The 14,914-nt window shown below is 77.4% G+C and carries 1 protein-coding gene; it reads left to right on the top strand.

The genetic code is table 11. The features are described from left to right. The first annotated feature begins 96 nt into the window (after positions 1-96). Positions 97-14,901, top strand: coding sequence for a type I polyketide synthase (locus QSK20_RS30660; RefSeq protein WP_285792106.1), 14,805 nt, complete (start codon positions 97-99; stop codon positions 14,899-14,901). The last annotated feature ends 13 nt before the right edge of the window (positions 14,902-14,914 follow it).

Raw genomic sequence — 14,914 nt, 5'->3', positions numbered from 1 at the left:
GATCTGGGGAGCACTTAGGGGGTGACAGGGGTAGGTCACCGGGAGGTCGCTGGGAAGACTTGGGCCGTTACGGCGAGGGACGGATGTGGTGACGACATGCTTCGGAGCGACCTGGTCCAGCCGTTGCCCGATCTGCTGAGGGCCCACGCCGCCCGGCTGGGGGACCGGGTCGCGTTCCGCGACGACCACCGGTCGGTCAGCTACGCCGCGCTCGCCGAGCGGACCCGCCGACTGGCCGGGCACCTCGTCGTGACCGGGGTGGCCCGTGGCGACCGGGTCGCCTTCTGCCTGGGCAACCGGGTGGAGACCGTGGAGACGTGGCTGGCCGTCACCCGGGCGGCGGCGGTCGGCGTGCCGGTGAACCCGCGCAGCACGGACGCCGAGCTGGCCCACCTGCTGGACGACTCCGGCGCGGTGCTGGTGGTCACCGACCCGCAACACCTCGACCAGCTGCTCCGGCTGCGCGGGGACCGTCCCGACCTGCGGATCTGGGTCACCGGCAGCGGCCCGTTCCCGGCCGGCGTCGCCGCCTGGTCGGAGCTGGTCGACGCCGAGCCGTCGGTGGACGCCCGCGACGACCTCGGCCTCGACGAGGTCGCCTGGATGCTCTACACCTCGGGCACCACCGGCCGCCCCAAGGGTGTGCTCTCCACCCAGCGCACCTGCCTGTGGTCCGTCGCCTCCTGCTACGTGCCGATCCCCGGCCTCACCTCCGACGACCGGGTGGTCTGGCCGCTGCCGCTGTTCCACAGCCTCTCCCACATCGGCTGCGTGCTCAGCGTGACCGCGGTCGGCGCGACCGCCCGCCTCGTCGACGGGTTCTCCGCCGAGGACGTCCTGCGCGCCGTCGAGCAGGACGAGGCCACCGTGCTCGCCGGTGTGCCGGCCATGTACCACCACCTGGTCGCCGCCGCCCGGGACACCGGCTTCCGCGCCCCGGCCCTGCGGGTGTGCCTGGTCGGTGGCGCGATCACCACCGCGCCGCTGCGCCGGGCCTTCGAGGAGGTCTTCGACGCGCCACTGCTCGACGCGTACGGCAGCACGGAGACCTGCGGCTCGATCGCCGTCACCCGTCCCGACGATCCCCGGGTCGAGGGATCCTGCGGCCGTCCGGTGCCCGGCGTCGACGTCCGCCTGGTCGATCCGGAGACCGGCCGGGACGTGCCCGTCGGGGTGGAGGGCGAGGTGTGGGTGCGTGGACCGAGCGTCATGCTCGGCTACCACGGCCGACCCGCCGACACCGACGCGGTGCTGCGCGACGGCTGGTACCGCACCGGTGACCTGGCCCGCCGCGACGACGCCGGCAACCTCTTCGTCACCGGACGGCACCGGGAGCTGATCATCCGGGGCGGCGAGAAGATCCACCCGGTCGAGGTGGAGGAGGTGCTGCGGACCGTCCCCGGCGTCGCCGACGTGGCGGTCACCGGCCGTCCGCACGAGGTGCTCGGCGAGGTGCCGGTGGCGTACGTCGTCGCCGGGCCGGACGGTTTCGCGCCCCGGGCCGCGCTGGCCGCCTGCCGGGAACGGCTGGCCTACCACAAGGTCCCGCAGGAGCTGTACGAGATCGCCGCCGTGCCGCGCACCGCGTCCGGGAAGGTCACCCGTCGGCTGCTGCCCGACCAGCCGGCCCGGCTGCGCGCGGTCAACGGCAGCCACCACGACGAACTGGTCCGGTTCGGCTGGGCGCCCCTGGACCTGGCCGGCGTACCGGTGCCGGAGCGGCGCTGGGCGGTCGTCGGCGCCGACCACGCGCCGCACGCCGCCGTGAGGGCCGCGCCGCAGCGGGACGCGGCCGATCCGGACCGTCTCCGGTTCCACCCCGACCTGGCCGACCTGCGCCAGGGCGGGCCGGCGCCGGACGTGGTGGTCCTGCCGGTCGGGTCGCCGGACGCGGATCCGGTGTCGCTCGGCGGTTGGCTCGCCGACGACCGGTTCGCCGCCACCCGGCTGGTCCTGTTGACCAGCGGTGCGGTGGACGCCTCGACCCCGGACGCCGCCGACGACCCCGACCTCGACCCGGCGGCCGTGGCAGCCTGGGCGGTGGCCCGGAGCCTCCAGGCCGCCCACCCGGACCGGATCGTGCTGGTCGACCGGGACGCCGACGCGGACCCGTACGCGCTGCTGCCGGCCGTGGTGGCCACCGGTGCCGCCCAGGTCGCCCTGCGGGCCGGCGGAGCCCGCCACGCGCACCTCGTCCCGGTGCCCGTCCCGACCGTGGCGCGTGCCGCCACGGTCGCCGACCCGGTCGTGCTGGCCGGCGCGGACACCCCGCTCGGGGCCGCGCTGGCCCGGCACCTGGTCACCGCGTACGGCGTGCGACGGCTGCGGCTGCTCGCCACCGGACCGGTGGACGCCCCCGCCCTGGCCGCCCTGGCCGCCGAACTGACCGCCGCCGGTGCCGAGGCCACCCCGCTGGCCTCCGGGCCCGCCCCGGACCCGGCCGCGTCGGTCGGCGACGAGGAGATCGGCGCGGCGGTGCTCTGCCTCACCGCCGACGCCCTCACCGCCGCCCACGACCTCGACGACCGTCCGGGCCGGCACCGCGCCGCCGACGACGCCGACCACGGCGGATGGCTGCTCGCCCTCGCCGACGGGCTGCACCGACGGACCCGGCACGCCGACGTCACCACCTTCACCGTGCTCGTCCCGACCGACCCGCTGCTGGGGGCGGCCGACGGTCACCGGGCCGCCGCCGTCGTCGGTTCCCTGCACGCCCTGCTCGCCCGTCGGCGGGCGGCCGGGCTGCCCGCCCGGCTGGCCGGCGCCACGGCCCACGGCCCCGCGCCGACGGCCGCCGCGCTCCGGCGCGACCTCGACGCCTTCGACGTCGCCCACGACGGCGCCGACCTGGTCCTGCTCGCCCGACCCACCGCCGGCCACCCGGCCTGGCGGGAGCCGGTACGGCCGGCCGGTGACACCGCCGAGGTGGCCGGGACGTTGCGTCGGCGGCTGGCCGTGCTGACCGTCGCCGAGGGCGACCGGATCCTGTTGGACCTGGTCCGGGCCGCCACCGCCGAGGTCGCCGGCCTGCCCGGTCCGGTCGCGGTCCGCCCCGGGCGGGCCTTCAAGGAACTCGGGTTCACCTCGGTCGGCGCGGTCGCCCTGCGCGACCGGCTGGCCCGGGAGACCGGGGCCCGGCTCTCCGCCACGGCCGCCTTCGACCATCCGACGCCGGAGGCGCTCGCCCGGCATCTCGGCGCCCGGCTGCGCGGCGCCGGTCCGGTGGCGGCGACCGAGGCGACCGGGCCGTCGTCCACCGACGAGCCGGTGGCGATCGTCGCGATGGCCTGCCGGCTCCCCGGCGGCGTCACCGCGCCCGAGGAGCTGTGGGAACTGCTCGACCAGGGCCGGGAGGGACTGACCGGGTTCCCCACCGACCGGGGCTGGGACCTCGCCCACCTGTTCTCCGACGACCCCGACCAGCCGGGCACGTCGTACGCGCGGGTCGGCGGGTTCCTCGCCGACGCGGCCGACTTCGACGCCACCCTGTTCGCGATCAGCCCCCGCGAGGCGCTCGCCATGGACCCGCAGCAGCGGCTGCTGCTGGAGAGCTCCTGGGAGCTGTTCGAGCGTGCGGGCATCGACCCGACCGCGTTGCGGGGCAGCGCCACCGGGGTCTTCACCGGCGTCATGCACCACGACTACGCCGCGAACCTGCGCCAGGCGCCGCCCGGTGTGGAGGGCTACCTCGGGGTCGGCACCGCCGGCAGCGTCGTCTCCGGTCGCGTCGCGTACGCCCTCGGGCTGGAGGGGCCGGCGGTCACGGTCGACACCGCCTGCTCGTCGTCGCTGGTGGCGCTGCACCTCGCCGCGCAGGCGCTGCGCGCCGGGGACTGCTCCCTCGCGGTGGCCGGCGGCGTCGCGGTGATGGGCACCCCGCAGGCGTTCGTCGAGTTCAGCCGCCAGCGCGGTCTCGCGCCGGACGGGCGGTGCAAGGCGTTCGCCGAGGCCGCCGACGGCACCGGCTGGTCCGAGGGCGTCGCCGTCCTGCTGCTGGAACGGCTCTCCGACGCCCGCCGCAACGGGCACCCGGTCCTCGCCGTGCTGCGGGCCACCGCCGTCAACCAGGACGGGGCGTCCAACGGGCTGACCGCCCCCAACGGGCCCGCCCAGGAGCGGGTGATCCGGCGCGCGCTGGCCGCCGCCGGCCTGGGTCCGGCCGACGTGGACGCCGTCGAGGCGCACGGCACCGGCACCCGCCTCGGCGACCCGATCGAGGCACAGGCCCTGCTCGCCACGTACGGGCAGGACCGGCCGGTGGACCGGCCGCTGCTGCTCGGCTCCCTGAAGTCCAACCTCGGGCACACCCAGGCTGCCGCCGGCGCGGCCGGGGTGATGAAGATGGTCCTCGCGATGCGGCACGGCGCGCTGCCCCGCACCCTGCACGTGGACGCTCCGACCTCCGAGGTGGACTGGACCGCCGGGGCGGTGGAGCTGCTCACCGAGGCCCGCCCCTGGCCGGTGGTGGACCGGCCCCGCCGGGCCGGCGTCTCGTCGTTCGGGATCAGCGGCACCAACGCCCACGTCATCGTCGAGGCGCCCGACCCCGACGCCACGTACGCCACCACCGGGGACGCCGCGCCGCACCTCGCCGTGGACAGCGGGCCGGGGTCCGGCGAGGTCGCCGCGCCGCAGGCCGCCGGAGCCGGTGTCCGCGGCGGCACGACCGTGCCGTGGCTGCTCTCCGCCGCCAGCCGGGAGGGCCTGCGGGACCAGGCCGCCCGCCTGCTCGGCTGGCTCGACGGCCCCGGCGCGGACGCCGACCCGGGCGACGTCGCGCACGCCCTGGCGACCACCCGGGCCGCGCTGGACCACCGGGCTGTCCTGCTGGTCACCGACCCGTCCGGCGCCCGGACCGGGTTGACCGCGCTCACCCGGGGCGACGCCGACCTGCCCACCGTCGTCACCGGCCGGACCGGCGACGGGCTGCTCGCCGTGCTCTTCGGCGGCCAGGGCGGCCAACGTCCCGGCATGGGCGCCGGGCTGCACGCCGCGTACCCGGTCTTCGCCGAGGCGTTCGACGCCGCCTGCGCGGAACTCGACCGGCACCTCGCCGGGGTGGCCCCGCACCCGGTCGCCGACGTGGTCCGCGCTCCCGACGGCGACGGACGCGCCGCCCTGCTCGACCAGACCCTCTACACCCAACCGGCGCTGTTCGCCGTCGAGGTGGCGCTGTACCGGCTGGTCGAGTCCTGGGGCGTCCGCCCGGACCTGCTGATCGGCCACTCCGTCGGTGAGCTGGCCGCCGCCCACGTGGCCGGGGTGTTCCCGCTCGCCGACGCCGCCGCCCTGGTCGCCGCGCGGGCCCGGCTCATGCAGGAGCTACCGGCCGGGGGCGCGATGGTCGCCGTCGAGGCCGCCGAGGCCGAGGTGGCCGTCCACCTCACCGACCGGGTCGGGCTCGCCGCCGTCAACGGCCCCTCCAGCGTGGTCCTCTCCGGGGACACCGACGCGGTGCTGGCCGTCGCGGCGACCCTGCGCGCCGCCGGCCGCCGCACCAGTCGGCTGCGGGTGTCGCACGCCTTCCACTCGGCCCGCATGGAGCCGATGCTCGACGCGTTCGGCGAGGTCGCCGCCGGCCTGACCTACCGTGCCCCCCGGCTGCCGGTGGTGTCCAACCTGACCGGTGAGCTGGTCGACCCGGCGCGGCTCTGCTCCGCCGACTACTGGGTCGACCACGTCCGGGGCACCGTCCGTTTCCTCGACGGGGTACGTGCCCTGCACCGGCACGGCGTCACCACGTTCCTGGAGGCCGGGCCGGGCGGGGTGCTCACCGCCACGGCCCAGGAGTGCCTCGCCGACGCCGGTGACCAGCTGGCGTTCGTCCCCACCCTGCGCACCGGCGAACCGGAACCGGACGCGCTGCTCACCGCCGTCGCCCGACTGCACGTACGTGGTGTCGGGGTGGACCGGGCCGCCGTCGCCGGCCCCGGCCCGCGCCGCCGGGTGGACCTGCCCACCTACGCCTTCCAGCGCCGGCACTACTGGCTGCCAGCGGACGGACCGGGCTCCGGCCGGCTCGCCGACACCGGGCACCCGCTCCTCGACGGGGTGCTGCCGGTCGCCGGCACCGGCCAGGTCGTCGCCACCGGCCGGATCACCGCCGGCCAGCCCGGTCCGACCACCGTCGACGACGGCGCGCCGCTGCTGCCCGCCACCGCGTTGCTGGACGTGCTCACCCACCTCGGTGAGCAGTTCGGTGTGCCCACCGTGGCGCGCCTGCGGGTCCCCGAGCCGGTTCCGTTCCCCGCCGAGCTGACCGTCGACGTGCAGGTCGACCTCGCCGGTCCGGATCCCGACGGCCACCGGGCCGCCCGCTGCCACGTGCGCACCGCCGGGCAGCCCTGGCGGGAGGTGGCCGAGGCGCTGCTCGCCCCGGCCGAACCGGCCGCCCCGAGCGCCGTCGGGTCGCCGTGGCCACCCGCCGGGGCGCGGCCGGTGGACCTGACCGTCGACGCGCACCGGTCGCTCGCCGGTGACCTGGCCCGGGCCGCCTGGGTCGCCGGGGACCGGCTCCTCGTCGACGTACGCCTGCCCGAGGACACCACCGACGCCGACGCGGAGCGCTACGGGGTGCACCCGCAGGTGCTCGACGCCGCCCTGCGCCTGCTGCCGCTCGCCGGCCTCGCCCGGTACCCGGGCGACGGCCGGCGGACCGTGCCCACCGAGTGGACCGGGGTCCGCCGGCACGCCGTCGGCGCGCACGCGCTGCGGGTCGTCCTGGCCCGTGCCGGGGCCGACGCGGTGACCCTGAGCGCCGTGGACGACGCCGGGGCCCCGGTGCTCGACGTCGACCGTGTCGTCCTGCGCGACGTGCCGGTGCCGACCGCCGACGCGGCCCCGACCGCCGACACCGGCCCCGCCGGCCTCTACACGGTCGACTGGCTGCCGGCGGCGACGCCGGCGACACCGGTGCCCACCTGGACCGTCGCCGACGAGGTGCCGCCGGCCGGGCCGCTGCCCCCGCTGCTCGTGCTCCGCGTCGGCGACGGCGACCCGGACGCCGCCGTGCCCGACCGGGCCGACGCGGTCGGGCTCGACCTGCTCGGCGTGCTCCGGCGCTGGCTCGCCGACCCGCGCGCCGAGGACACCCGGCTCGCCGTGGCCGTCCGGGACGGCGACCCGGTGCACGCGCCGGTCGTCGGCCTGCTCCGGGTCGCCCGCGCCGAACACCCCGGCCGGTTCCTGCTGCTCAGCCTCGACGCCACCGACGACGCCACGGTCCGGGCGGCCCTGGCCGCCGCCACCGACGAGCCGGAGGTGGCCGTCCGCGACGGTCGGGCCCTGGTGCCCCGGCTGCGCCCCGCCGACCCCGGCACCCCGGCACCGGCGCTGGCCGGCGGGACGGTGCTGGTCACCGGCGGCACCGGCGGCGTCGGCCGGCACGTCGCCACCCATCTCGCCACCACGCACGGCGTCAGCGAACTGGTCCTGCTCAGCCGGACCGGCCGGCCGGTCCCCTGGACGGACACGCTCGCCGGGACCGGCGTCACCGTCCGGGTGGTCGCCGTCGACGTGGCCGACCGCGCGGCCCTCGAAGCGGTCGTCGCCCCCCTCGCCGACCGGCTCGTCGCCGTGGTGCACGCCGCCGGGGTCACCGACGACGCGCTGCTGACCGACCTCGACCCGACGCGCTGGGCGAACACCCTGCGGGCCAAGGTGCACGGCGCGTGGCACCTGCACGAGCTGACCGCCGGCCTCGACCTCGCCGCGTTCGTGCTCTTCTCCTCCGCGTCGGCGGTGTTCGGCAGCCCCGGCCAGGGCAACTACGCCGCCGGTAACGCCTTCCTGGACGCGCTCGCCGCGCACCGTCGTGCCCACGGCCTGCCGGCCACCGCGCTGGCCTGGGGCCTCTGGGCCGAGCCGGACGGCATGGCCGGCCGCCTCGGCGCCGCCGACCTGGCCCGCCTCGCCCGGGGCGGCACCCGCCCCCTCGACACCGCCGCCGGGCTGGCCCTGTTCGACGCCGCCCTGGCCGCCGACCCGGCGAACCTGGTGCCGATCGGACTGGACCTGGCCGCCGTGCGTGCCTCCGGGGAGGTGCCGGCCCTGCTGTGGGCGCTGCTGCCGCCGCCACCCCGCCGGGCGGTCAACGCCGAGGCCGCGCCGCGCACCGCCGCCGGGTTCGCCGACCGCCTCGCCGGTCTCGCCGAGCCGGAGCGGGCCGCCCTCCTGCTGGACCTGGTCCGGGCCCGCTGCGCCACCGTCGTCGGGCACACCGACCCCGCCGCCGTCGAGCCGGACCGCCCGTTCAAGGAGCTCGGCTTCGACTCGCTGACGGCGGTGGAGCTGAGCAACCGGCTCTCCGCCGCCACCGGGGTCCGGGTCGCCCCGCACGCGGTGTTCAACCACCCCACCCCGGAGCTGCTCGCCGCGCACCTGCACGCCCGGCTGCTCGGCACCACCGCCACCGAGGTCGCCGACGCCACCACCGTCGCCCTCGACGAACCGGTGGCGATCGTCGCGATGGCCTGCCGGTTCCCCGGTGGCATCGGCTCCCCGGAGGAGCTGTGGGGGCTGCTCGACGCCGGTGGCGACGTCATCGGCGACCTGCCCACCGACCGGGGCTGGCCGCTTGCGGACCTGTACGACCCGGCCCCCGGCACACCCGGGCGGACGTACGTGCGCGCCGGGGGCTTCCTCACCGGCATCGCCGACTTCGACGCCGCGTTCTTCGGCATCAGCCCTCGCGAGGCCCTCGCCATGGACCCGCAGCACCGGCTGCTGCTGGAGACCTCCTGGGAGGCGCTGGAACGCGCCGGCATCGATCCGGGCACGCTGCGCGGCAGCCGTACCGGCGTCTTCGCCGGCACCCACGGCCAGGACTACGCCGACCACATCGCCCCCGGCGCCTCCTCCGACGACGGGGAGACCACGGCCGACGAGGGCCACCTGCTCACCGGCACCGCCGGCAGCGTCCTCTCCGGACGGGTGGCGTACACGCTCGGGCTGGAGGGGCCGGCGGTGACCGTGGACACCGCCTGCTCGGCGTCGCTCGTCGCGCTGCACCTGGCGGTGCAGGCCCTCCGGCAGGGCGACTGCGACCTGGCGCTGGCCGGTGGCGTGTCGGTGATGTCCACCCCGGCCGGTCTCACCGGCTTCAGCCGTCAGCGTGGCCTCGCCGCCGACGGGCGGTGCAAGGCGTTCGCCGAGGAGGCCGACGGGTTCGGCATGTCCGAGGGGGTCGGGATGCTCGTCGTGGAACGGCTCTCCGACGCCCGGCGGCGCGGCCACCCCGTCCTCGCCCTGGTGCGCGGCACGGCCGTCAACCAGGACGGGGCGTCCAACGGGCTCACCGCCCCGAACGGGCCCTCCCAGGAACGGGTCATCCGGGCCGCGCTCGGCGCCGCCGGACTCACCCCGGCCGACGTGGACGTCGTCGAGGCGCACGGCACCGGCACCCCGCTCGGCGATCCGATCGAGGCGGAGGCGATCCTCGCCACGTACGGGCAGCGTCCGGCCGACGTCCCGCCGCTGCTGCTCGGCTCGGTCAAGTCCAACCTCGGGCACACCCAGGCCGCCGCCGGTGTGGCCGGGGTGCTGAAGGTCGTCCTCGCCATGCGGCACGGCCGGCTGCCCCGCACCCTGCACGCCGAGGCCCGCACCTCCCGCGTCGACTGGGCCGCCGGGTCGGTCGACCTGCTCACCGAGGCCCGCCCCTGGCCCCGCACCGACCGTCCGGTCCGGGCCGGCGTCTCCTCGTTCGGCATCAGCGGCACCAACGCGCACGTCGTCGTCGAGGCGGCCACCGCCACCGGGCCGGCCACCGAGGGGTCCACCGTCGCGCCGGTCGACGCCGCCCCGGCGGCTGGCGCGCTGCCCTGGCTGCTGTCGGCGCGTACCCCCGAGGCCCTGGCCGGTCAGGCCCGGCGGCTGCGTGCCCACCTCGCCGAGCGGTCCGACCTGCGTCCCCTCGACGTGGCCTGGTCGCTCGCCACCAGCCGGGCCACCTTCGACACCCGGGCGGTGCTCGTCGGCGTCGACGCGGACCGGATCGCCGCCGCCCTCGACGCGCTCGCCGACGGCCGGTCCGCACCGGAGCTGGTGCGCGGTGACGCCGGCCCGGCCCGGCGCTGCGTGTTCGTCTTCCCCGGGCAGGGCTCGCAGTGGGACGGCATGGCCCTGGACCTGCTCGACCAGGCCCCCGTCTTCGCCGAGCGGATGGCCGCCTGCGACGCCGCGCTCCGGCCCCACGTGGATTGGTCCCTGCTGGACGTGCTGCGTCGGGTGCCCGGCGCACCCGGCCTGGACCGGGTCGACGTGGTGCAGCCCGTCCTCTTCGCGGTGATGGTCTCCCTGGCCGAACTGTGGCGCTCCTACGGCGTCCAGCCCGCCGCCGTGGTCGGCCACTCGCAGGGCGAGATCGCCGCCGCCTGCGTCGCCGGGGTGCTCTCCCTGCCGGACGCCGCCCGGGTGGCGGCGTTGCGCGGCCGGGCGATGCGTGCCCTGGCCGGACGGGGCGCGATGGCCTCCGTGGCGCTCCCCGCCGACGTGGTCCGGGACCGGACAGCCCGGTTCGGCGACCGGCTGGCCGTGGCCGCCGTCAACGGACCGTCCGCCGTGGTGGTCTCCGGGGAGGAGGCCGCGGTCGAGGAACTCCTCACCGAACTCGCCGCCGAGCAGGTCTGGATCCGCCGGATCGCGGTCGACTACGCCTCCCACTCCGCGCAGACGGAGCGGATCCGCGACGAGCTGGCCGCCGCGGTGGCCGGTGTCACGCCCGGCCCGGCCGCCGTCCCGATCTTCTCCACCACCGACGTGCGCTGGCTCGACGGCCCCGAGATGGATTCCGACTACTGGTACCGCAACCTGCGTCAGCCGGTGGAGCTGGAACGGGCGGTCCGCGCGTTGGCCGCCGAGGGCCACGACACGTACGTCGAGTGCAGCCCGCACCCCGTGCTCACCGTCGGGATCGAACAGACCCTCACCGACGACGACACCGAGGCGGTGACGGTCGGATCGGTCCAGCGCGACCAGGGCGGCCTGGACCGCTTCCTGCTCTCCCTCGCCCAGCTGCACGTGCGCGGCGTCCCGGTCGACTGGCGTCCCGCCCTGACCGGCGGGCGGCGGGTGGACCTGCCGACGTACGCCTTCGCCCACCGGCGCTACTGGCCCCGGCCGGTGACCGGCCGGGGCGACGTCGGCGCGGTCGGCCTGGCCGCCGCCGACCACCCGATGCTGGGCGCGTCCGTGCCGCTGGCCGAGGCGCGCGGTCACCTGTTCACCGGCCGGCTCTGCGTCGCCGACCAGCCGTGGCTGGCCGACCACGCGGTCGCCGGCACGATCCTGGTGCCCGGCACCGGGCTGGTCGAGCTGTGCCTGCGCGCCGGCGACGAGGTCGCCTGCCCCGTCCTCGACGAACTGGTCATCGAGGCCCCGCTGGCCCTCGCGCCCGACGCGGCGACCCAGGTGCAGGTGGCCGTCGGCCCGGCCGGCGAGGACGGCCGTCGCCCGGTGACCCTGCACTCCCGTCCCGCCGACGGTCCGCCCGGCGCACCGTGGACGCGGCACGCCACCGCCACCCTCGCCGCGACGAGCACCGCGCCGCCGGAGGCCACCGCCGGGCTCCCGCGTGACGCCCGCCCCGTCGACCTGACCGACTTCTACGCCCGCCTGGCCGACGAGGGATACGCCTACGGGCCGGCGTTCCAGGGCCTGCGCGCGGTGTGGACCACCGGCGACGAGGTGCACGCCGAGGTGGAGCTGCCCGCCGGGCCGCGCGCCGACGCCGACCGGTATAACCTGCACCCCGCGTTGCTCGACGCCGCGCTGCACGCCGCGCACTTCGGCGGACTCGCGGACGCCGGAGCCGACCGGATGCTGCTGCCGTTCGCCTGGAACGGCGTCGTGCTGCACGCCGCCGGGGCGGGCGCGCTGCGGATCCGGCTGCGCCGGGTGGCCCCGCACGCGTTCACCCTGACCGCCGCCGACGCGGCCGGCGCTCCGGTGGCCGAGGTCGCCTCACTGGCCATGCGGCCCATCTCCCGGGGCGAACTGGGCACCCGGGACGCCGCCGTCGACGACGCGCTGTTCCGCCTCGACTGGCAGCCCCTCGCCGTCCCCGAGACCGTCCCGGTGACCCGGGTGGTGGTGCTCGGCCGCCCCGCCGACGGTTTCCCGCACCACGCCGACCCGGCCGCGCTCGCCCGGACCGTCGACGCGGGCACCCCCGCGCCCGACGCCGTCCTCGCCGCCGTGGGCGGCCCGACCGACCCCGCCCCGGGCGGGGGCGGACCGAGCCCGACCGACCGCGTGCCGGACGACGACCGGGCCCGCCTCGTCGCCGCCGAGGCCCTCGCGCTGGTGCAGGGCTGGCTCGCCGACGCCCGCTGGGCGGGCACCCCGCTGGTCCTGCTCACCCGGGGTGCGGTCGGCGTGCACAGTTCCGCCGAGGTCGACGATCCGGAGGCGGCCACCGCCTGGGGACTGGTCCGCTCCGCCCAGTCCGAGCACCCCGACCGGTTCGTCCTGCTCGACACCGACCGCGCGCCCGACGCGGCCACCGTCGCCGCCGTGCTCGCCACCGGTGAGCCGCAGGTGGCCTGGCGGGACGGCGTCGCGTACGTCCCGCGTCTGGCCCGCCGCGCCGACGCGGTCACCCTCACCCCGCCGGCCACCCCGGCGTGGCGGCTCGACGTGCCGACCCGGGGCAGCCTGGAACACCTGACGCTGGTCCCCACCGACGCCGCCGACGCCCCGCTCGGCCCGTGGGAGGTCCGGGTCCGGGTCCGCGCCGCCGGACTGAACTTCCGGGACGTGCTCAACACCCTCGGCCTCTACCCGGGCGACCCCGGCCCGCCCGGCGGCGAGGCGGCCGGCGTGGTCACCGAGGTCGGCACGGCCGTGGCCGACCTGCGTCCCGGCGACCGGGTGCTCGGGGTCTTCCTCGGCTGCTTCGGGCCGGTCGCGGTCACCGACCGGCGGTTGCTGGCCCCGATGCCCGACGGCTGGACCTTCGCCCAGGCCGCGTCCGTGCCGGTGGTCTTCCTCACCGCCTACCGGGGCCTGGTCGACCTGGCCGGACTGCGGGCCGGCGAGGCCGTGCTCGTGCACGCCGCCGCCGGTGGCGTGGGCATGGCCGCCGTCCAGCTCGCCCGCCATCTCGGGGCGGACGTCTACGCCACCGCCAGCCCCGGCAAGTGGCCGGCGCTGCGGGCCATGGGCATCCCCGAGGACCACCTCGCCTCGTCCCGCACCCTCGACTTCGAGACGCGGTTCCTCGCCGCCACCGGCGGACGCGGCGTCGACGTGGTGCTCGACGCGCTGGCCCGCGAGTTCGTCGACGCGTCGCTGCGGCTGCTGCCGCGCGGCGGACGGTTCCTGGAGATGGGCAAGACCGACCTGCGCGACCCGGCCCAGGTCGCCGTCGACCACCCCGGCGTCGCCTACCAGGCGTACGACCTGACCACCGCGGCACCCGACGAGATCCAGCGGATGCTGGTCACCCTGATGGACCTCTTCGCCGACGGCACCCTCCGGCCACTGCCGGTGCACGCCTGGGACGTTCGCCAGGCACCCGACGCCTTCCGGTACGTCAGCCAGGCCCGGCACGTCGGCAAGGTGGTGCTCACCATGCCCGCCGACTGGGACCCCGACGGCACCGTGCTGCTCACCGGCGGCACCGGCCTGCTCGGCGGGCTGGTCGCCCGTCGCCTGGTCGCCGGACACGGCGTACGGCACCTGATGCTGGCCAGCCGCAGCGGCCCGGACGCCCCCGGCGTGCCGGACCTCACCGCCGACCTGACCGCCCTCGGCGCCACGGTCACCGTGGTCGCCGCCGACGTCGCCGACCGGGCCGACGTGGCCCGCCTCGTCGCCGGGGTGCCCGACGCGCACCCGCTCACCGCCGTGGTGCACGCCGCCGGGGTGCTCGACGACGGGGTGGTCACCGCGCTCACCCCCGACCGGATCGACACCGTCTTCCGCCCCAAGGTGGACGCCGCCCGGCACCTCGACGAGGCGACCCGCCATCTCGACCTCGCCGGGTTCGTGCTCTTCTCCTCCGGCGCGGGCGTGTTCGGCGTCCCCGGCCAGGGCAACTACGCCGCCGCCAACGCGTACCTCGACGCGCTGGCCCGGCGGCGGCGCGGAGCCGGCCTGCCCGCCCAGTCGTACGCCTGGGGGCTGTGGGAGCAGGCCAGCGCGATGACCGGCGCGCTGAACCGTACCGACCCCCGGATCACCGCCCGGGACGGTCAGCTCGCCATCCCCACCGACCTCGGCATGGCCCTCTTCGACGCCGGCCTGGCCGTCGCCGAGGAACACCTCGTGCCCACCCGGGTCGACGTGTCCGCCCTCGCCGGGCGGGCCGTGGTGCCGGCGCTGATGCGTGGCCTCGTCCGGCAGGAACGGCCCCGGTCCCGTGCCACGGTGAGCACGGGCGGCCCGGACCTCGCCGGACGGCTCCGCGCGCTCACCGCGGCCGAGCAGTCCGCGTACCTGCTCGACCTGGTCCGTGCCGAGGCGGCCACCGTGCTCGGTCACGCCAGCCCGGACGCGATCCGGCCGGAACAGGCGTTCAACGAGATCGGCTTCGACTCGCTGACCGCCGTGGAGCTGCGCAACCGGCTGACCGAGGCGACCGGCGAACGACTGCCCGCCACGGCGATCTTCGACTACCCGGACCCGGCCGCGCTCGCCGCGTTCCTGCGCTCCCGGCTCGTCCCCGACGGCGGCGAGGCCACCCCGGCGATCCTCGCCGAACTGGAGAACCTGGAACGCGTCCTCGCCGAGACGACCGTCGAGGCGGACCTGCACACCCAGGTCACGGCCCGACTCGAGGTGCTGGTCGCCAAGTGGCGGACCATGCGCGGGGCCTCCACCGCCGACCACGACCTGGACCTCGACCAGGCCAGCGACGACGAGATCTTCAGCCTGATCGACACGGAACTCGGGCTGTGATGGCCGGCCCGAA

The sequence above is a fragment of the Micromonospora sp. NBRC 101691 genome (genome assembly GCF_030269285.1).
Lineage (GTDB): Bacteria > Actinomycetota > Actinomycetes > Mycobacteriales > Micromonosporaceae > Micromonospora > Micromonospora echinospora.
This window is presented reverse-complemented; position numbering and strand designations above follow the sequence as displayed.

What these genes read in the sequence shown, in the direction of transcription:
- QSK20_RS30660 (WP_285792106.1), top strand. Translation starts at nt 97, where the DNA reads ATGCTTCGGAGCGACCTGGTCCAGCCGTTGCCCGATCTGCTGAGGGCC.